Genomic DNA, 22,327 nt, shown 5'->3' with positions numbered 1-22,327 from the left:
GCCGGGTGCGGGTTCAGCGGAAGTCGCCGGTCAGGATGCTGGTGATCAGCGCCCGCTGCTCGTCGTCGTCGGTGATCGTGCGCACCTCTTCGCGGCCGTCGCGGACCGTCAGGTACCGCCGCCCCTTCAGCACGACCTGGCCACCGGCGAACGCCCGGCCGCACAGGACGTCCCGCCCCCCGTGCGCCCTGGTGTCCTCCTCGATCTGGCTGAACAGGCGGTCGGTCCCCCGCGCGATCGGGCACGCCTCGGCCACCGCGGGCTCCTCCGCGTACTCCCTGTTGAGGTGCTCCTCCAGCGGCTTCCAGTCGCTCCACTGCCGGGCGTCCATCGTGAAGGTGTAGACCACGCTCCACCGGCTGACCCGGCCCCGCCGTTGCAGCGCGTACCCGGACCCGTGCTCGACCAGCCGGTACTGGCACCCGTACTGGGTCTGCACCGCGTCGGTGACCAGCAGCGGTTCGAGGAAGGACGGACCCGGGTAGCCGACGTCCGCGATCCACTCGGCCCCGTCGAGGGTGACGCGGTTGAACATGTGCTCCACGTCGAGCCCGAAGTTCTCCCGGCCCTCGGCGGTGCTGCCCGCCAGCAGCGTGACGTCGTAGCCCAGTTCGCGGAGCAGCCGGTGGAACAGGCGGGCCAACTGGAAGCACGTGCCGCCCTGCCCGTCGACGACGCTCACCTCGAACATGGCGTCCTCGTCGAGGTCGACGAGCCGGATCCCGTCGCGGAGGTCCTGGGCGGCGCCGTTGTACGGGAGCGCCGCGAGGTGGTGGCGGTGCAGCTCGCGCAGCGTGTTGATGTCCACACCGGTTTTCCCGGCGCAGCCGATCCGCTGGAGGTAGGTTCCCACGTCGAACACGTCATTCCTGCCTTTCACACGGAGAGCGCCACCGGGACCCGCCCGCCGCACACCAGTTCGTGCAGGCGCGCGGCGAGCATCCCCGGCGTGGGGTGGTCGAAGACGAGGTTGGGCGGCAGCTTGCGCCCGGTGGTGTCGCGGAGCCGGTTGCGCAGTTCGATGGCGGTCAGGGAGTCGAAGCCGATCTCGAAGAGCCCCTGGTCGGCGTCGACCCGGTGCGTCGGGCTGTGGCCCAGGACGGCGGCCACCTGGGTCCGCACCAGGTCGAGCAGGACCTGCGCCTGTTCGGCGTCGGTCAGCCCGGCGAGCCGGTCGGGCAGGTCCCGGTGGTCGTCGCCCGCCGCGTGGGCCTGCTGCCTGCCCGCCCGGACCAGGCCGCGCAGCAGGTGAGGCACCGCACCGCCCGCGCGGACCTCGCGCAGGTCCAGCTTGGCGGGCACCAGTTGTGCCTGCCCGGAGGCCAGTGCGGCGTCGAACAGGTCCATGCCCTCGGCCGCCGTGATCGCCAGGAGCCCGCCGCGCCTGCTCATCCGGGTCCTGGTGAGGTCGTCGATGTCGGCCGCCATGCCGGTGGTCTGCTCCCACAGACCCCACGCCAGCGACAGGCCCGGCAGACCCGCAGCCCGCCGGTTGGCCATGAGCCCGTCCAGGAAGGCGTTCGCGGCGGCGTAGCTGCCACTGCCCGCGCCCATGAAAACCGCCGAGACCGACGAGTAGACGACGAACGCGTCCAGGTCCAGGCCACGGGTCAGCTCGTCGAGGTGGCGCACCGCGTCGACCTTCGGCGCGAAGACCCTGGCCAGCCGTTCCTCGGTCAGCGACCCGATCACACCGTCGTCGGTCACCCCGGCGGTGTGCACGACCCCGGTCAGGCGGTGCTCGGCGGGCACCGAGGCCAGCAGCGCCCCGGCCTGCGCGCGGTCGGACACGTCGCAGGCCACGACCGACACGTCCGCCCCGAGTCCGATCAGCTCGGCGACCAGCTCGTCCGCGCCCTCGGCCGCCGGACCCCGCCTGCTGGCCAGCACCAGGCGCCGCACACCGTGCCGGGTCACCAGGTGCCGGGCCACCAGCGCACCCAGCGACCCGGTGCCGCCGGTGACCAGGACCGTCCCGTTCGGACCGAAGACCGCGGGGGCGGCCTGCGCCCGGCCGGTGGCCCGGGTCAGCCGGGGCAGGAACAGGGTTCCACCGCGCACCGCGATCTGCGGTTCACCGCTGGCCAGCACCGGGCCCAGCGCGTGCTCCACCCCGGCGGGGTCGGTGTCCACCAGGACGATCCGGTCGGGGTTCTCGGCCTGGGCGGCGCGGACCAGGCCCCACACCGCCGCCGCGGCCGGGTCGGTCACCGCGCCGTCGCCCGCGGGCACCGCACCCCGGGTCAGGACCACCAGCCGCGACTCCTCCAGCCCGGTCCCGGCCAGCCAGCACTGCACGACCTCCAGCACCCGGGAGGTCAGCGCGAGGGCCGCGCCCGGCCCGTCGCCGCCGACGGCGTCGACGACCGCCAGCGCCGGGGCCGCCGCGCCGGTCTCGACGTCGTCAGCCAGGGTGGCCACGTCCTCGGCGGTGGCCACCGGCACCCACGTCGGCGCGTGCGCTCCCCGGGTCGCGGGCAGTTCGACCCAGTCCACCCGGAACAGCGAGTCGGCGCGGGCGGTGTCGGCGGCCGTCGCCAACTGCTCCGGGGTGACCGTGCGCCCCACCAGCGAGTCCATGGTCACGACCAGGCCGCCCGCCTCGTCCACCGCCTCCAGCGACAGCGCGCCCGGCTCGGGTGTGCCGACGCGCACCCGCAGCGCCGTGGCGCCCGCCGCGTGCAGCTCCAGCCCGTTCCACGCGAACGGCAGCCGCAGCTCCCCCGTGGCGCCGCTGTCAGCCGCCCTGGCCACGGCCACGGCGTTGAGCATGGTCGAGTGCAGGGCCGCGTCCAGCAGAGCCGGGTGCAGGCCGAACCTGGCCGCGTCCGCGCGCTGGTCCTCGGGCAGGGCGACCTCGGCGAAGACGTCGTCGCCGCGCCGCCACAGCGCGCGCACCCCCCGGAACGACGGGCCGTAGCCGTAGCCGCCCTCCGCGAGCACCGCGTAGCCGCTGCTGATGTCGACCGGCTCGGCGCCGGGCGGCGGCCAGGCGCCGAAGTCGAACCCGGGGCGGCGGCCCGCCGGGCGGGCCTCCGCCGACAGCACGCCGGTGGCGTGCCGCGTCCACGCGTCCTCCCGCTGGGAGTACACGTCCACCGTGCGCGCACCGGTCTCACCCGGCCCGCCCACCGCGACCTGCACCCGGACCCCGCCGCGTTCCGGGACGACCAGCGGTGCCTCGATCACCAGTTCCTCCAGCACCGGGCACCCGGCCTCGTCACCGGCGCGCACGGCCAGCTCCACCAGCCCGGTGCCCGGGACGATCACGACCCCGCTGACCGCGTGGTCGGCCAGCCAGGAGTGCGTGCGCAGCGACAACCGCGAGGTGAACACCAGGCCGTCGGAGTGCGGCAGCGGCACGACCGCGCCCAGCAGCGGGTGATCGGCCCCGGCCAGGCCCAGCGACGTCGCGTCGGTCGCCGCCGCGCCCGCGTGCAGCCAGTAGTGCCGGTGGTCGAAGGCGTACGTCGGGAGGTCGACCCGTTCGGCGGGAGCGGGTGGCAGCACCGCGCCCCAGTCCACGGCCACGCCCCGCGTGAACAGCTCGGCCAGGGAGGTCAGCAGCCGCCTCGGGCCGCCGTCGTCACGCCGCAGCGACCCGACCACCACGGCGTCGGTGTCGGCGGTGGCCTCGGTGATCGGCTGGACCAGCACCGGGTGGGCGCTGACCTCCAGGAACACCGCGTGCCCCTGCCCGAGCAGGTCCGCGACGGCGGGGCCGAACCGCACCTGTTCCCGCAGGTTGCGGTACCAGTAGCCGCCGTCGAGGACTCCGGCGTCGCGCACCCACCCACCGGTCACGGTGGAGAAGAACGGCACCTCCGGCACCCGCGCAGTGATCCCGGCCAACGCGTCAGCGAGCGTGTCGCGGATGTCCTCCACGTGCCGGGTGTGCGAGGCGTAGTCCACCGCGACCCGCCGCACCCGCACCCCGTCGCCGGACAACACCTCCAGCACCTCGTCCAGCGCCCGGGCATCGCCCGCGACGACCACCGACGTGGGGCTGTTGACGGCGGCCACCTCGACCCGCCCCGCCCACGGTTCCAGCCGCGCGGCGGCGTCGGCGGCGGCCAGCGCGACCGAGGCCATGCCACCGCGCCCGGACAGCGCCGAGGCGATGGCCCGGCTCCGCAAGGCCACCACCCGAGCCGAGTCCTCCAGCGTGAGCGCACCGGCCACGCACGCCGCCGCGATCTCGCCCTGGGAGTGGCCCAGCACCGCGTCGGGCACGACCCCGACCGAGGCCCACACCGCCGCCAGGCCCACCATCACGGCGAAGCTCGCGGGCTGCACCACGTCGACCCGGTCCACCAGCCCGGGGGCGGCCTCGCCGCGCAGCACGTCCACCAGCGACCAGTCCACCCACGGCCGCAACGCGTCCGCGCACTCCGCGATCCGCTCGGCGAACACCGGGGAGGAGTCCAGCAGGTCCCGGCCCATCCCCGTCCACTGCGCCCCCTGCCCGGGGAACACCCACACAACCTTGCCCGGCGCGGTCGCACTGCCCGCAACGACGCCCGCCGGAACCTCGCCGCGCGCCGCCGCGTCTAGAGCGGCCACCGCTTCCTCGTGTGAACCGGCGATCACCACCGCGCGGTGACCCAGCACGGCCCGGTCCGACACCAACGCCCGGGCCACACCGGCCAGTGGCACCTCGTCGTCGAGGAACGCCCCCAGTCGCCGGGCCTGCCCCGCCAAGGAGTCCGCACTCCGGGCGGACAGCACCAGCGGCACCACGTCCGACGCGAACGACGGCCGCTGCTGCGCTGCCGCAGGCGCTTCCTCCGGTGCTTCCTCGATGATCAGGTGCGCGTTGGTCCCGCTGATCCCGAACGACGACACCCCCGCCCGACGCGGGTGCCCGTTGCGCGGCCACTCCCGGGCCTCGGTCAGCAACTCCACCGCACCCGCAGACCAATCCACCTGCCTCGTCGGCTCGTCGACGTGCAGGGTGGGCGGCATGACGCGGTGCCGCAACGCCTGCACCACCTTGATCACACTCGCCACACCAGCCGCCGCCTGCGTGTGACCGATGTTCGACTTCAACGACCCCAACCACAACGGCTGCTCCCGGTCCCGACCGTAGGTGGCCAACAACGCCTGCGCCTCGATCGGGTCACCCAGCGCCGTCCCGGTCCCGTGACCTTCGACGACGTCCACTTCGGACGCTGTGAGTCCGGCACCGGCCAGGGCGCGGCGGATCACCCGCTGCTGCGACGGGCCATTCGGCGCGGTCAACCCATTGGACGCACCGTCCTGGTTCACCGCGCTCCCGCGCAGCACCGCCAACACCCGGTGACCGCGCTCCCGCGCCACTGACAGGCGCTCCAACACCACCAAACCGACGCCCTCGGCCCAGCCGGTGCCGTCCGCACCGTCCGCGTACGCCTTGCACCGCCCGTCCCCGGCGAGGCCCCGTTGCCGGGAGAACTCCACGAAGGAGGTGGGCGTCGCCATCACCGTCACCCCGCCCGCCAGCGCCATCGAGCACTCGCCCTGCCGCAACGCCTGCGCCGCCAAGTGCATCGCCACCAACGACGACGAACACGCCGTATCGATGGTCACCGCAGGACCCTCGAACCCGAACACGTACGACACCCGACCCGACGCCACACTCGACGCTGCGCCCGTGCTGGCGAAGCCCTCCAGCTCCGGTGCGTCCGCGCCCATCCCGTAGCCCTGGCTGGACACCCCGGCGAACACGCCGACGTCGGTGCCCCGCAACGCGGCCGGGTCCACCCCGGCGCCCTCCAGCGCCTCCCACGACGTCTCCAGCAACAACCGCTGCTGCGGGTCCATCGCCAGCGCCTCACGCGGTGAGATCCCGAAGAACCCGGCGTCGAACAGCCCCGCGCCGTGGACGAAACCGCCCTGGCTGGTGTACGACGTGCCGGGGTTGTCGGGGTCGGGGTCGAACAGGGCGTCGAGGTCCCAGCCCCGGTCGTCGGGGAACGGCGACATGCCGTCCCGCCCGTCGCGCACCATCCGCCACAGGTCCTCCGGTCCCGCCACACCGCCGGGGAGCCTGCACGCCATCCCCACGATCGCAATCGGTTCGGCGGGGTCGGCGACGGGCACCACGGGTGCCACGGGGGTGCCCGCCACCGTGTCACTGAGTTCGTCGCGCAGGTACCGGGCGAGGGCCTGCGGGTTCGGGTGGTCGAAGACCAGCGTCGCGGGCAGCTTCAAACCGGTGGCCTCGCGCAGCCGGTTGCGCAGTTCCACCGAGGTCAGCGAGTCGAAACCGGCCTCCTTGAACGCCGTGTCGGCCCGCACGCCGCCCGGTCCGGCGTGCCCGAGCACCGCCGCGACCTGGCCGCGCACCAGGTCCAGCAGCAGCGCCTCCCGCTCCGCCGGGGCGAGCCCGGCCAGCCTGCCGACCAGCCCGCCGTCGGCCGCCGCCCGCGCCTGCTGCCGCCCGGCCCGGACCAGACCGCGCAGCAGGTGCGGGACCACCCCGCCCGCACGCGCCCCGCGCAGGTCCAGCTTGATCGGCACCAGCAGGGCCTGACCGGACTCCACGGCGGCGTCGAACAGCTCCACGCCCTCCGCGGCCGTGATCGCCCGCACGCCGCCGCGGTTCGCCCGCGCCTGGTCGGCTTCGCCCAGGTGGGCAGTCATCCCGGCGTCCTGCTCCCAGAGCCCCCAGGCCAGCGACGACCCCGGCAGTCCCGCCGCCCGGCGGTTGGCCATGAGCCCGTCCAGGAACGCGTTCGCCGCCGCGTAGTTGCCCTGCCCCGCCGACCCGAACACCCCGGAGGCCGACGAGAACACCACGAACGCGTCGAGGTCCATGCCGCGGGTCAGCTCGTCGAGGTGGCGCACCGCGTCGACCTTGGGCGCGAACACCGTGGCCAGCCGTTCCTCGGTCAGCGCGCCGATCACGCCGTCGTCGAGCACCCCGGCCGTGTGCACGACACCGGTCAGGCGGTGCTCGGCCAGCAGGTCCGCCACCTGCTCCCGGTCGGAGACGTCGCAGGCCACCACGGACACCTCCGCGCCCCGCGCGGTCAGCTCGGCGACCAGGTCCTCCGCTCCCCCGGCGGCGCGACCGCGCCTGCTGGCCAGCACCAGGCGCCGCACGCCGTGCCGGGTCACCAGGTGCCGGGCCACCAGCGCACCCAGCGAGCCGGTGCCGCCGGTGATGAGGACCGCGCCCCCCGGGGTGAAGACCGCCGGGGCGGCCGGGTCCCGGTCGGTGGTGCGCGCGAGCCGGGGAGCCGACAACGTGGTGCCGCGCACGGCGACCTGGGGTTCGCCGGAGGCCAGCACCGCCCCCAGCACCGCCTCCGCGCCGGTCTCCGTGGCGGGGTCGAGGTCCAGCAGGACGATCCGGTCCGGGTTCTCCACCTGGGCGACGCGCACCAGCCCCCACACCGCAGCCGCCGCCGGGTCGGTCACGGCGCCGTCGCCAGCGGGCACCGCGCCCCGGGTCACCACCACCAGCCGCGATTCGTCGAACTCGGCGGGCCACGCCTGGACGACGCCCAGCACGCGGGAGGTCACGGCGAGCGCGGTGTCCTCGCCGGTGGCCTCGACGAGAACGGCGGGCGGGACCGCGTCCCCGGTCAGGGCCGCCACGTCGTCAGCCGTCCGGACCGCCACCCACGACGGCGACGGCACGCCCTGGGCCGGGGGCAGATCGGTCCACTCCACTTGGAACAACAAGTCACGGGTTGCGCTGACCGCGGCGCCCAACTGTTCGGCGGCCACCGGGCGGGACACCAGCGAGTCCAGCGTCACCACCAGGCCGCCGGTCTCGTCCGCGGCCTGCAACGACACGGCGTCGGGTCCACCGGGCGCGAGGCGGACCCGCAGCGCCGACGCGCCCGCGGCGTGCAGGGCCAGGCCGTTCCAGGCGAACGGCAGCACCGGCCGCCCGGGTTCCGCCGCCCGCGACGACACGGCGTCGACCATGCCCGCGTGCAGCGCCGCGTCCAGCAGGGCGGGGTGCAGGCCGAACCGGGCCGCGTCGTCCCGGCGCCCCTCGGGCAGGGCGACCTCGGCGAAGACCTCGTCGCCGCGCCGCCACACCGCCCGCAGGCCCCGGAACGCCGGGCCGTACGCGTAGCCGCGCTCGACCAGCCCGCCGTAGAAGTCGCCGACCTCGACGTGCCGCGCGCCCGGCGGCGGCCAAGCGGTGAAGTCGAACCCGCTGGCACCACCGGGTTCGGCCGACAGCAGCCCGGCGCAGTGCCGCGTCCAGGCGTCCCCGGTGTCCTCGCGCAGCGAGTACACCTCCACCGTGCGCGCGCCGCCCTCCCCCGGCCCACCCACCGCGACCTGCACCCGCACCCCGCCGTGCTCGGGCACCACCAGCGGCGCCTCGATCACCAGCTCCTCCAGCACCGGGCACCCGGCCTCGTCACCGGCGCGCACCGCCAGCTCCACCAGCCCGGTGCCCGGGACGATCACCACACCGCCCACGGCGTGATCAGCCAGCCAGGGGTGTGTGCGCAACGACAACCGCGAGGTGAACACCAGCCCGTCGGACTGCGGCATGGGCACCACCGCACCCAGCAGCGGGTGGTCGGCCGCCGACTGCCCCAGCGACGCCGCGTCCGTGGCCGACCCGCTCGGCTGCAACCAGTAGTGCCGGTGGTCGAAGGCGTACGTCGGCAGGTCCACCCACCCGCGCCGGGTCGCCTCCGGCAGCACCGCGTTCCAGTCGACGGCCACGCCGCGCACGAACAGTTCGGCCACCGCGGTCAGCAGTGACCGCTCCTCCGGGCGGCCGTCGCGCAGGGCCGCGACGCAGGTCGCCCCGGTGGCCGTCTCCTCGACGACACCGGTCAGGGCCGCGCCCGGCCCCAGCTCCACGAACAGCGCGCCGCCCAGGTCCACCGCGGCCTCGATGCCCTCGGCGAACCGCACCGGCCGCCGCACGTGCTCGGCCCAGTACCCGGGGTCGGCGAGCTGACCGGGCTCGGCGACCCGCCCGGTGACGTTCGAGAGCACCGGGATCACCGGTGTCCGCCACACCACCCCGGCCAGCTCGGCAGCGAACTCGGCGAGCACCGGCTCCATCCGCGACGAGTGGAACGCGTGGGACACCGCCAGTCGCTTCGCCTTGTGCCCCCGCTCCCGCAGCCGGTCGGCCACCGCGAGGACGGCGTCCCGCTCACCGGAGAGCACCACCGAGGCCGGGCCGTTGACCGCCGCGAGTTCCACACCCCCACCCAGCAGCCCGGCGACCTCGCTCGCACCGGCGGCCACCGCGACCATCGCCCCGCCCGCGGGCAACACCTGCATCAGCCTGCCCCGGGCCGCGACCAGCCGCGCCGCGTCCGGCAGCGACAGCACCCCGGCCACGTGCGCGGCGGTGACCTCGCCGATCGAGTGCCCGATCACCGCGTCCGGCCGCACCCCCCAGGACTCCACCAGCCGGACCAGGGCGCACTCGACCGCGAACAGCCCCGCCTGCGTGAACACCGTCTGCCCCAGGAGTTCCGCCGCGCACGCCACCCGACCCAGGACCACGTCCCGCACCGGGTGGTCGACCCACCCGGCCAGGCACGCGTCCAGCCGCGCGCACACCTCGTCCAACGCCCGGGCGAACAGCGGGTACCGCTCGTACAGCTCCCGCCCCATCCCGACCCGCTGCGAGCCCTGCCCGGGGAAGACCCACACGACCTTGCCCGGCCCACCCGAACCGGCCGCGCTGCCCACCACCACACCGGTCGCGCCCTCACCGCGCGCCAGCGCGCCCAGCCCGGCCAGGGCTTCCCCATCGGAGCCCGCCAGCACCACGGCGCGCTCACCCAGCACGGCCCGGTTCGCCTGCAGTGCGCGGGCAACCGCCGTCAGCGACGCCCCGCCCGACTCCAGGTGTGACGCCAGCCGCCCGGCCTGGCCCGTCAGGGAACCGGTGCTGCGCGCCGACACCACCAGCGGCAGCACACCCGGGGGTTCCGCCTCCTCCGCGACGGGCTCGGCTTCGTCGGCGGGGGCCTCTTCGAGGATCAGGTGCGCGTTGGTACCGCTGATCCCGAACGACGACACCCCGGCCCGACGCGGCCGACCGTCACGCGGCCACTCCCGGGCCTCTGCCAACAACTCGACCGCACCCGCAGACCAGTCCACCTCGGTGGTGGGTTGCCGCACGTGCAGCGTCGGTGGCATGACGCCGTGCCGCAACGCCTGCACCACCTTGATCACACTGCCCACACCCGCCGCCGACTGCGTGTGACCGATGTTCGACTTCAACGACCCCAACCACAACGGCCGATCCGGGTCACGCCCCTGCCCGTAAGTGGCCAGCAACGCCTGCGCCTCGATCGGATCACCCAGCGCGGTCCCGGTCCCGTGGGCCTCCACCATGTCGACGTCGGACGGGACCAACCCCGCACTGGCCAGAGCCTTGCGGATCACCCGCTGCTGCGACGGCCCGTTCGGCGCCGTCAACCCATTGGACGCACCGTCCTGGTTCACCGCGCTCCCGCGCAGCACCGCCAACACCCGATGACCGCGCTCCCGCGCCACCGACAACCGCTCCAACACCACCACGCCGACACCCTCGGACAGCACCATCCCGTCCGCGCCGTCCGAGAACGCCTTGCACCGCCCGTCCGGGGCCATACCCCGCTGGCGGGAGAACCCCACGAACGTGCCCGGGGTCGCCATCACCATCGCGCCACCCGCGAGCGCCATCGAACACTCACCCTGCCGCAACGACTGCGCCGCCAGGTGGATGGCCACCAACGACGACGAACACGCCGTGTCCACCGTGACCGCCGGACCCTCGAACCCGAACACGTACGACACCCGGCCCGACGCCACGCTCGGCGCCACCCCCGTGCCGGTGAAGCTCTCCAGCTCGGGTGCGACCCCACCGGCACCGGAGCCGTAGCCCTGGCTGCACACCCCGACGAACACCCCGACGTCGCTGCCCTTCAACGACACCGGGTCGACCCCGGCGCCCTCCAGCGCCTCCCACGACGTCTCCAGCAACAACCGCTGCTGCGGGTCCGTCGCCAACGCCTCGCGCGGGGAGATACCGAAGAACCCGGCGTCGAACAGCCCCGCACCCCGCAGGAAGCCGCCCCGGTCGCTGTAGGAGGTGCCGACCCGGTCGGGGTCCGGGTCGAACAGGCCGTCCAGGTCCCACCCCCGGTCCTCGGGGAACCCGGAGATGGCGTCCACCCGGTCGGCGACCAGCTCCCACAGGTCGTCGGCCGAGGACACCCCGCCCGGGTAGCGGCACGCCGTGGCGACGATGGCGATCGGTTCGTCGGCGTGCCGGGAACCCTGCTTGCGGAGGGTGTGCAGCTCGGTCGTGACGCGCTTGAGGTACTTGAGGAGCTTCTCGTCCGTGGCCATTCTTCAGTCCTCACGAGGGGTTGACGGGTGCCGCACGGCCTCGAACCGGGTCAGGCGAAACCGAACTCGTCGTCGATGAAGTCGAGGACCTCGTCGGCCGACGCGGTCTCCAGCCGGTCCTCCAGCGCGTCGGCGCCCGCCGGGTCGACTCCGTGGCACCTGGCCAGCAGCCCTTGCAGGCGCAGCGCGAGACCGGACCGCGTGGACTCGTCGAGGTCCAGACCGCTGATCAGCGATTCGACGTCTTCGATCTTCGCGTGCACCCGGGAGAGCGCGTCGTCGCCCGCACCGAGCCCGTCGAGCAGGTGGCGGGTGAGCACCAGTGGGTTCGGGTGGTCGAACACCAGCGTCGCGGGCAGTTTCAGCCCGGTGGCTTCCCGCAGTCGGTTGCGCAGCTCCACCGAGGTCAGCGAGTCGAAACCGGCATCTTTGAACGCCGTGTCCGCCCGGACCGCCTCCGGTCCGGAGTGGCCCAGCACGAGCGCGACCTGGGTGCGGACCAGGTTCAGCAGCAGCGCCTCCTGCTCCGCCGCGCCGAGCCCGGCGAGCTGCCCGATCAGCCCGCCGTCCCCACCGGGGGCCGTCCGCGCGAGCTGCCGCCCGGCCCGGACGAGACCGCGCAGCAGGTGCGGCACCCCGCCACCGGCCGCCGCGGCGGCGCGCACAGCCCGAAGGTCCAGCTTGACCGGCACCAGGAGCGCCTGCCCGGAGCGCACGGCGGCGTCGAACAGGTCCATGCCCTCGGCGGGTGTGAGCGCCACGACCCCGTCGCGGCCCGCCCGCCTGCTCATCCGCGCCTGGTCGGCGTCGCTGAGGTGGGTGGTCATGTTGGTGGCGTGCTGCCAGGTCCCCCAGGCCAGCGACAGCCCCGGCAGGCCCGCCGCCCGGCGGTTCGCCATCAGCCCGTCCAGGTAGGCGTTGGCCGCCGCGTAGCCGCTGCTGCCCGCGCCCATGAAGATCGACGACGCGGAGGAGTAGACGACGAACGCGTCCAAGTCCAGGTTCCGGGTCAGCTCGTCGAGGTGGCGCACCGCGTCGACCTTGGGCGCGAACACCGCCGCCAGCCGGTCCGGGGTGAGCGTTCCGATCAGGCCCGCCTCGAACACGCCCGCCGTGTGCACCACCCCGGTGAACCGGTGCTCGGCGAGCAGGCCCGCCACCTGGTCCCGGTCGGAGACGTCGCAGGCCACCACCGACACCTCCGCTCCCCGCTCGGTGAGGTCGGCGACCAACTCGCCCACACCATCGGCATCCGGTCCGCGCCGACTGGCCAGCACCAGGCGCCGCACCCCGTGCCGGGTCACCAGGTGCTCGGCGACCAGGGCACCCAAGGACCCCGCGCCCGAGACCAGCACCGTCCCGTCCCCGAACCCGGCGGAAACGTCCGAGGCGGCGCCGGCAGCACGAGCGAGCCTTGGGACGGACAAACCGGTTCCCCGCACCGCGAGCTGCGGCTCCGCGCAGGCCACCACCGCACCCAGCACCGGCTCGACACCGCCGTCGGGGTCGAGGTCCAGCAGGACGATCCGGTCCGGGTTCTCGGCCTGGGCCGCCCGCACCAGACCCCACACGGCAGCGGCGGCCGGGTCGGTCACCACACCGTTCCCGGCGGGCACCGCACCCCGGGTCACCACCACCAGCCGCGACTCGTCCAGGCCCGCCTCGACCAGCCACGCCTGCACGACCGCCAGCACCCGGGAGGTCAGCGCCAGTGCGGCGTTCTCACCGACCGCTTCCAGGACCGCCACCGCGGGCACACCGGTCAGGGCCACCACGTCGTCGGCGGTGGTCACCGGCACCCACGACGGCGACGGTGCTCCCTGAACCGCGGGCAGCTCGGTCCACTCCACCTCGAACAGCGAGTCGCGGCCGTGGTCCGGCGAGTCCAGTTGTCCGGCGGACACCGGGCGGGACACCAGCGAGTCCATCGTCAGGACCAGGCCGCCGGTCCGGTCGGCGGCCTGGACCGAGAGCGCGTCCGGGCCGCTCGGCGCGACCCGCACCCGCAGCGCGGCGGCGCCCGCCGCGTGCAGCGTGACCCCGTTCCAGGCGAACGCCAGCACCGGCGGGCCAGGGTCTTCCGCCGCCGTGGCCTCGGCGGCGGCGAACATCCCGGTTTGCAGGGCCGCGTCGAGCAGCGCCGGGTGCAGGCCGAACCGGTCGGCTTCCCCGCGCTGGTCCTCGGGCAGGGCGACCTCGGCGAACAGTTCCCCGCCGCGCCGCCACACCGCCCGCACCCCCCGGAACGTGGGCCCGTAGGCGAACCCACGCTCGGCCAGGTCTTCGTAGAAGTCGGCTGCGTCCAGGTCCACCGCCTGGGCGCCGTGCGGTGGCCAGGCGGTGAAGTCGAACCCGGTGCCGCCGGGTGTCACCGTGAGCAGGCCGGTGGCATGCCGGGTCCACGCGTCGACGTCGTCCTCGCGCTCGGAGTACACGTCCACGGTGCGCGAGCCGTTCTCCCCCGGCCCGCTGACCGCGACCTGCACCCGGACGCCACCGTGCTCGGGCAGCACCAGTGGCGACTCGATCACCAGTTCCTCCAGCACCGGGCACCCGGCCTCGTCACCGGCGCGCACCGCCAGCTCCACCAGCCCGGTGCCGGGGAAGAGCGCCACACCGCCCACCGAGTGGTCGGCCAGCCAGGGGTGCGACCGCAGCGACAGCCGCGAGGTGAACACCAGCCCATCGGATCGCGGCAACCGCACGACGGCGCCCAGCAGCGGATGGTCGGCCGCCGCCTGCCCCAGCGACGCCGCATCCGTCGCCTGCTCGGACGCCTGGAGCCAGTAGTGCCGGTGGTCGAACGCGTAGGTCGGCAGGTCCACCCGGGCCGACGCCGCGCCCGCGGGCAGCACCGGCGCCCAGTCCACCGCGACACCGCGCACGAACAGCTCGGCCATCGAGGTCAGCAGCCGCCGCAGGCCGCCGTCGTCGCGCCGCAGTGTCCCGGTGGCCACCGCGTCGGTGCCGGTGCCGTCGACGATCTCGGCGATGGGCTGCACCAGCACCGGGTGCGCGCTGACCTCCACGAACACCCCGTGCCCCTGCTCCAGCAGCTCCGCCACCGCCGGGCCGAACCGCACCTGGTTCCGCAGGTTGCGGTACCAGTAGTCGCCATCCAGCACCCCGGCGTCCCGCACCCACCCACCGGTCACCGTGGAGAAGAAGGGAACCGCCGGGGCCTGCGCGGTAATCCCGCCCAGCGCCTCGGCGAGGGTGTCCCGGATGTCCTCCACGTGCCGGGTGTGCGAGGCGTAGTCCACCGCCACCCGCCGCACCCGGACACCCTGGCCGTCCAGCGCCTGGAGTGCCTCGTCCAGCGCTTCGGCGTTCCCGGCGACCACCACCGACGACGGCCCGTTGACCGCCGCCACCTCCACCCGACCCGCCCACGGCGCCAACCGCGTGACCGCGTCGCCCTCCCCCAGCGCGACCGACGCCATACCACCGCGCCCGGCCAGCTTCGCGGCAATGGCCTGACTCCGCAGCGCCACCACCCGCACCGCGTCCTCAAGCGACAGCGCCCCCGCCACGCAGGCCGCCGCGATCTCCCCCTGCGAATGCCCCACCACCACGTCCGGCGCAACCCCCACCGACGACCACACCGCAGCAAGACCCACCATCACCGCAAAACTCGCGGGCTGCACCACATCCACCCGTTCCAGCAGCCCGGGGGCGCCCTCACCCCGCAGCACATCCTCCAAAGACCAATCCACCCACCGCCCCAACTCCGCCGCACACTCACCGATCCGCTCCGCGAACACCGGCGAGGACTCCAACAACTCCCGGCCCATCCCCACCCACTGCGTCCCCTGCCCCGGGAACACCCACACCACCTTCCCCAGCGCACCCGCGCTACCGGTCACCACACCGGACGCACCCTCACCGCGCGCCAGCGCACCAAGCCCGGCCACCGCTTCCTCGACCGAGCCCGCCACCACCACAGCCCGCTCGTCCAACACCGCCCGACCCGAGACCAACCCCCCAGCCACGCTCGCGGGCGACACCCCAGCCGACCCCAGGTACGACGCCAGCCGCCCGGCCTGCCCCACCAGCGATCCCGCGCTCCGCGCCGACACCACCAACGGCACCACACCGGCAACTCCCACTTCGAGGGCCGGATCCGCCTCCTCGGGTGCTTCCTCGATGATCAGGTGCGCGTTGGTACCGCTGATCCCGAACGACGACACCCCCGCCCGACGCGGCCGACCGTCACGCGGCCACTCCCGGGCCTCTGCCAACAACTCGACCGCACCCGCAGACCAGTCCACCTGGGTGGTGGGCTCCTGCGCGTGCAGCGTCGGTGGCATGACGCCGTGCCGCAACGCCTGCACCACCTTGATCACACTGCCCACACCCGCCGCCGACTGCGTGTGACCGATGTTCGACTTCAACGACCCCAACCACAACGGCTTCCCAGGCTCGCGCCCCTGCCCGTAAGTGGCCAACAACGCCTGCGCCTCGATCGGATCACCCAACGCGGTCCCCGTGCCGTGCCCCTCCACCATGTCCACATCGGACGATGAAAGCCCGGCAGCGGCCAGCGCCCCCCGGATCACCCGCTGCTGCGACGGACCATTCGGCGCCGTCAAGCCGTTCGACGCACCATCCTGGTTCACCGCACTGGCCCGCAACACCGCCAACACCCGATGACCGCGCTCCCGGGCCACCGACAACCGCTCCAGCACCACCACGCCGACCCCTTCGGACAACCCCATGCCGTCCGCGCCGTCCGAGAACGCCTTGCACCGCCCGTCCTCGGCCAACCCCCGCTGCCGGGAGAACGACCGGAAGGAGCCGGGGGTCGCCATGACCATCGCCCCGCCCGCCAGCGCCATCGAGCAGTCGCCGTGCCGCAACGCCTGCGCCGCCAGGTGGATGGCCACCAGCGACGACGAGCACGCCGTGTCGACGGTGACCGCCGGGCCCTCGAAGCCGAACGCGTAGGCCACCCGGCCCGACGCCACGCAGGGCGCCGCCCCCGTGCCCGCGAAGCCCTCCGACTCCGGGGTGACCACCCCGGCGCCCGCCCCGTAGCCCTGGCCCGCCACGCCGGTGAACACGCCGACGTCGGTGCCCTTCACCGAGACCGGGTCGATGCCCGCCCGTTCGACCGCCTCCCAGGACGTCTCCAGCAGCAACCGCTGCTGCGGGTCCATGGCCATGGCCTCGCGCGGGGAGATCCCGAAGAACCCGGCGTCGAACAGCCCCGCTCCCTGGAGGAAACCGCCCCGGCTGGTGTACGAGGTGCCCGCGCGGTCGGGGTCCGGGTCGAAGAAGCCGTCCAGGTCCCAGCCCCGGTCCTCGGGGAACCCGGCGATGGCGTCGCCCCCGGAGACCACCAGGTCCCACAGGTCGTCGGGCGAGGACACCCCGCCCGGGTACCGGCACGCCGCGGAGACGATGGCGATCGGCTCCCGCGCCCGGTCCTCGACCTCGCGCAGCCTGCCTCGGGCGTCGCGGGCGTCGGCGATGGCCCTCCTGAGGTAGTCGCGGAGTTGTACCTCGTCAGCCACTGGACTCAGCTCCCGGAAGGTGTGCGTCGTGGGTGGGGGTTCCGCACCGGTGGTGCGGGGCGGTGTCAGCCGAAGCGGTCGACGAGTGCGAACAGCTCCTCGTCGCTGGCGGTGTCGAGGTCGGCGGCCGGGCCGGGGTCGTTCGTGGCCTCGGCCGCCGCCAGCAGTTCGCGCAGCCGCTCGGTGATCCGGCCGCGGGCCTGCTCGTCGGCGGCGGTGGCCTCGATGGCCGCCTCCAGACCGGCGAGACCGGCCAGCACCGGATCGGCGGGGGTGACCTCGTCGACGGCGAGTTCGTCGCGCAGGTACCGGGCGAGGACCAGTGGGTTGGGGTGGTCGAACACCAGCGTCGCGGGCAGTTTCAGCCCGGTGGCCTCGCGCAGCCGGTTGCGCAGCTCCACCGAGGTCAGCGAGTCGAAACCGGCGTCCTTGAACGCCGCGTCCGCCCGGACCACAGCGGGACCGGCGTACCCGAGCACGACCGCGACCTGGGCGCGGACCAGGTCGAGGAGCACGGCCTCCTGCTCCGCGACGGCGAGCCCGGCCAGCCGACGGGTCAGCCCGCCGTCCCCGCCGGAGGCCGCACGGGCCGCCTGCCTGCCCACCCGGACCAGGCCGCGCAGCAGGTGCGGCACCCCGCCCCCGGTCGCGGCGTCGGTCCGCACCTCCCGCAGGTCCAGCCTGACCGGCACCAGCAGCGCCTGTCCGGAGCGCACGGCGGCGTCGAACAACCCCATCCCCTCCGCCGTCCCCAGCGGCTGGACTCCCCCGCGCCCCTCGCGCCGGGTCATCCGGGTCCGGGTGAGGTCGTCGACGGTGTCCGCCATGCCGGTGGCCTGCTGCCACGGCCCCCAGGCCAGCGACAGCCCCGGCAGACCTGCCGCCCGCCGGTTCGCCATCAACCCGTCCAGGAAGGCGTTCGCCGCCGCGTAGCCGCCGCTGCCCGCGCCCAGGAAGATCGACGACGCCGACGAGTAGACGACGAACGCGTCCAGGTCCAGGCCACGGGTCAGCTCGTCGAGGTGGCGCACCGCGTCCACCTTCGGCCCGAACACCGTGGCCAGCCGCTCCGGCGTCAGCGTCCCGATCACCCCGGCGTCGAACACGCCCGCCGTGTGCACCACCCCGGTCAGCCGGTGCTCGGCGAGCAGGCCCGCCACCTGGTCCCGGTCGGAGACGTCGCAGGCCACCACCAACACCTCCGCACCCCGCTCGGTGAGGTCGGCGACCAACTCGCCCACACCATCGGCATCCGGTCCGCGTCGACTGGCCAACACCAAGCGCCGCACCCCGTGCCAAGTCACCAGGTGCCGGGCTACCAGACCGCCCAGCGACCCCGCGCCCGACACCAGCACCGTCCCGTCCCCGAACCCGGCGGAAACGTCCGAGGCGGCGCAGGCAGCACGAGCGAGCCTCGGGACGGACAACCCGGTTCCCCGCACCGCGAGCTGCGGCTCCTCGCTGGCCAACACCGCACCCAACACCGACTCCAGCTCACCTGTGCCGGGGTCGAGGTCCAGCAGGACGATCCGGTCCGGGTTTTCGGTCTGGGCGGCCCGCACCAAGCCCCACACGGCAGCGGCGGCCGGGTCGCTCACCACGCCGTCGCCTGCGGGCACCGCGCCCCGGGTCAGGACCACCAGCCGCGACTCCGCCAGCCCCTCGCCGACGAGCCACGCCTGCACGACCGCCAGCACCCGCGAGGTCAGCGCCAACGCCGACCCCTCACCGACCGCCTCCAGGACCGCCACCGCAGGCACACCGGTCAGGCCCACCACATCCTCAGCGGTATCCACCGCCACCCACGACGGCGAAGACACCCCCGGGGCCGGGGACAGCTCGATCCAGTCCACCCGGAACAGCGAGTCGACGACCGCCGTGTCCAGTTGTTCGGCGGTCACCGCCCGCAGCACCAGCGAGTCCATCGTCAGGACCGGGCCGCCGGTCTGGTCGGCGGCCTGGATCGACAGCGCGTCCGGCCCGGACGGTGCGACCCGCACCCGCAGCGCCGAGGCGCCCACGGCGTGCAGCACCAGCCCGTTCCAGGCGAACGGCATCACCGACTGCCCGGGTTGCCCGCTCGCCGCGGCGGCGACCGTCCCGGTTTGCAGGGCCGCGTCCAGCAGCGCGGGGTGCAGGCCGAACGCGGCGGCGTCCTCCTTGTGCTCCTCGGGCAGGGCGACTTCCGCGAAGACCTCCGCGCCGCGCTGCCACACCGCGCGCACCCCCTGGAAGGCGGGCCCGTAGCCGTAACCGCGTTCGGCCAGGTCGGTGTAGAAGTCGCCGACCTCGACCCGCTGGGCACCCGGCGGCGGCCACGCGGTGAAGTCGAACCCGGTACCGGTGCTCGGTGTCGCCGACAGCACCCCGGTGGCGTGCCGCGCCCACACGTCGGCGCCGTCCTCGCGCAGCGAGTACACCTCCACCGGGCGCGTCCCGCGCTCACCGGGCCCGCCCACCGCGACCTGCACGCGGATCGCGCCGTGCTCGGGCACCACCAGCGGCGCCTCGGTCACCAGTTCCTCCAGCACCGGGCACCCGACCTCGGTCCCGGCCCGCACCGCGCACTCGACCAGCCCGGTGCCGGGGAAGAGCACCACCCCGCCGATCGCGTGGTCGGCCAGCCACGGGTGCGACCGCAGCGACAGCCGCGAGGTGAACACCAACCCGTCCGACTGCGGCAACGGCACCACCGCGCTCAGCAACGGGTGCTCCACCGCCGATTGCCCCAGCGTCGCCGCGTCGGTGCCCGACTCGGCCGCGTGGAGCCAGTAGTGCCGGTGGTCGAAGGCGTAGGTCGGCAGGTCCACCCACCCGGTCGCCTGCGGCAGCACGCCGCCCCAGTCCACGGGGACGCCGTGGACGAACAGTTCTGCCATCGAGGTCAGCAGCCGCCGCGGACCACCGTCCGCCCGCCTCAGCGACCCGGCCACCACCACCTCGGCCTCGGTGTTGTCGACGACCTCGCTGATGGGCTGCACCAAGACCGGGTGCGCGCTCACCTCGACGAACACCCGGTGCCCCTGCCCGAGCAGGTCCGCCACGGCGGACCCGAACCGCACCTGGTCGCGGAGGTTCCGGTACCAGTACCCGCCATCGAGCACCCCGGCGTCCCGCACCCACCCACCGGTCACCGTCGAGAAGAACGGCACCGCCGGGGCCTGCGCGGAAACCCCCGCCAGGGCCTCGGCCAACGCGCCCTGGATGTCCTCCACGTGCCGGGTGTGCGAGGCGTAGTCCACCGCCACCCGCCGCACCCGAACGCCCGCGTCGAACAGCACCTCCAGCGCTTCGTCCAACGCCCGCGCGTCCCCGGCGATCACCACCGACGACGGCCCGTTGACCGCCGCCACCTCCACCCGGCCCGCCCACGGCGCCAACCGCGCCACCACCTCGACCTCGGCCAACGCGACGGACGCCATCCCGCCGCGCCCGGACAACTCAGCCGCAATGGCCTGGCTGCGCAACGCCACCACCCGCGCCGCATCCGCCAACGACAGCGCACCCGCCACGCAGGCCGCCGCGATCTCCCCCTGGGAGTGCCCCACCACCGCATCCGGCACAACCCCCACCGACGACCACACCGCAGCAAGCCCCACCATCACCGCGAAGCAGGCAGGTTGCAGCACGTCCACCCGATCCATCAACTCAAGGTCGGCATCGCCACGCAGCACCTCCACCAGCGACCAGCCCACCCACGGCTCCAACGCCACCGCGCACTCGGCAACCCGCTGTGCGAACACCGGCGAGAACTCCAGCAGCTCCCGGCCCATGCCGACCCACTGCGTCCCCTGCCCCGGGAACACCCACACCACCTTCCCCAGCGCACCCGCGCTACCGGTCACCACACCGGCCGCGTCCTCACCACGCGCCAGCGCACCAAGCCCGGCCAGTGCCTCCGCAGCCGAGCCCGCCACCACCACAGCGCGCTCGTCCAACACCGCCCGACCGGTCACCAGCGCCCCGGCCACCACCGCGAGCGGCACCCCCGCCTCCCCGATGAACGCGGCCAGCCGATCGGCCTGACCGGCCAGGGAACCGGTGCCGCGCGCCGACACCACCAGGGGCACCACGTCCGAGGACCCCACCTCGACAGCGGGTACCGGTTCCTCGGGCGCCTCTTCGATGATCAGGTGCGCGTTGGTCCCACTGATCCCGAACGACGACACCCCCGCCCGGCGCGGCCGACCGTCGCGCGGCCACTCCCGCGCCTCGGTCAGCAGTTCCACCGCACCCTCGGACCAGTCCACGGCGGTGCTGGGCTCGTCCACGTGCAGGGTGGGCGGCATGACGCGGTGCCGCAACGCCTGCACCACCTTGATCACACTGGCCACACCCGCCGCCGACTGGGCGTGCCCGATGTTCGACTTGAGCGACCCCAACCACAACGGCTGCTCCCGGCCCTGCCCGTAGGTCGCCAGCAACGCCTGCGCCTCGATCGGATCGCCGAGAGACGTCCCCGTGCCGTGCCCCTCCACCATGTCCACATCGGACGGCGAAAGCCCGGCACTCGCCAAAGCCCCACGGATCACCCGCTGCTGCGACGGCCCGTTCGGCGCGGTCAACCCGTTCGACGCACCATCCTGGTTCACCGCACTGGCCCGCAACACCGCCAACACCCGGTGACCGCGCTCCCGCGCCACCGACAGCCGTTCCAGGACAACCAGGCTGACGCCCTCGGACAACCCCATGCCGTCCGCGCCGTCCGCGAACGCCTTGCACCGCCCGTCCGCGGCCAGCCCGCGCTGCCGGGAGAACCCGACGAACGAGTTGGGCGACGCCATCACCATCGCCCCGCCCGCCAGCGCCATCGAGCACTCGCCCTGCCGCAACGACTGCGCCGCCAAGTGCATCGCCACCAACGACGACGAACACGCCGTATCGATGGTCACCGCAGGACCCTCGAACCCGAACACGTACGACACCCGACCCGACGCCACACTCGATGCCACGCCGGTGCCCGCGAAGCTCTGCATCTCCGGGCCGACCACACCATCCCCGTACCCCTGGCCGGACACCCCGGCGAACACGCCGACATCGGTGCCCTTCAACGACACCGGGTCGATGCCCGCGCTCTCGAACGCCTCCCAGGACGCCTCCAGCAACAGCCGCTGCTGCGGGTCCATCGCCAGCGCCTCACGCGGGGAGATCCCGAAGAACCCCGCGTCGAACAGGCCCGCTCCGCGCAGGAACCCGCCCTGGCTGACGTAGGAGGTGCCCGAGCGGTCCGGGTCCGGGTCGAACAGGGACGCCAGGTCCCAGCCCCGGTCGGTGGGGAACCCCGACACCGCGTCCCGGCCCTCGGACACCAACCGCCACAGGTCCCCGGGCCCGGCCACCCCACCCGGCAACCGGCACGCCATGCCCACGATGGCGATCGGCTCGCGGGAGGCGCCGAGGAGTTGCCGGTTCCGCTTCTTCAGCGCGCCGACCTCTTCCAGCGACTTCCGCAGCGCCTCGACGACCTTCTCATACGACGCACTCACCAC

At 74.2% G+C, this 22,327-nt stretch carries 4 protein-coding genes; all 4 read right to left on the bottom strand.

Going from position 1 to position 22,327, the window contains the following annotated elements; all coding sequences use genetic code 11:
• Window positions 1-13: 13 nt before the first annotated feature.
• A complete protein-coding gene (locus L6E12_RS08880; protein WP_236227401.1) occupies window positions 14-862 on the bottom strand; it encodes an arylamine N-acetyltransferase in 849 nt (282 codons plus the stop codon).
• 14 nt (window positions 863-876) lie between these two features.
• Window positions 877-11,322 carry a type I polyketide synthase gene (locus L6E12_RS08875; RefSeq protein ID WP_236227400.1) on the bottom strand — a complete coding sequence of 3,482 codons (10,446 nt, stop codon included), beginning with the start codon at window positions 11,320-11,322 and terminating at the stop codon, window positions 877-879.
• A gap of 50 nt (window positions 11,323-11,372) precedes the next feature.
• Window positions 11,373-16,838, bottom strand: coding sequence for a type I polyketide synthase (locus L6E12_RS08870; RefSeq protein WP_236227399.1), 5,466 nt, complete (start codon window positions 16,836-16,838; stop codon window positions 11,373-11,375).
• A gap of 65 nt (window positions 16,839-16,903) precedes the next feature.
• Window positions 16,904-22,327: a type I polyketide synthase gene (locus L6E12_RS08865; protein ID WP_236227398.1), complete on the bottom strand. Its 5,424-nt coding sequence runs from the start codon at window positions 22,325-22,327 to the stop codon at window positions 16,904-16,906.

The sequence above is a fragment of the Actinokineospora sp. PR83 genome (assembly GCF_021056305.1).
Taxonomy (GTDB): Bacteria; Actinomycetota; Actinomycetes; order Mycobacteriales; family Pseudonocardiaceae; genus Actinokineospora; species Actinokineospora spheciospongiae.
This window is presented reverse-complemented; position numbering and strand designations above follow the sequence as displayed.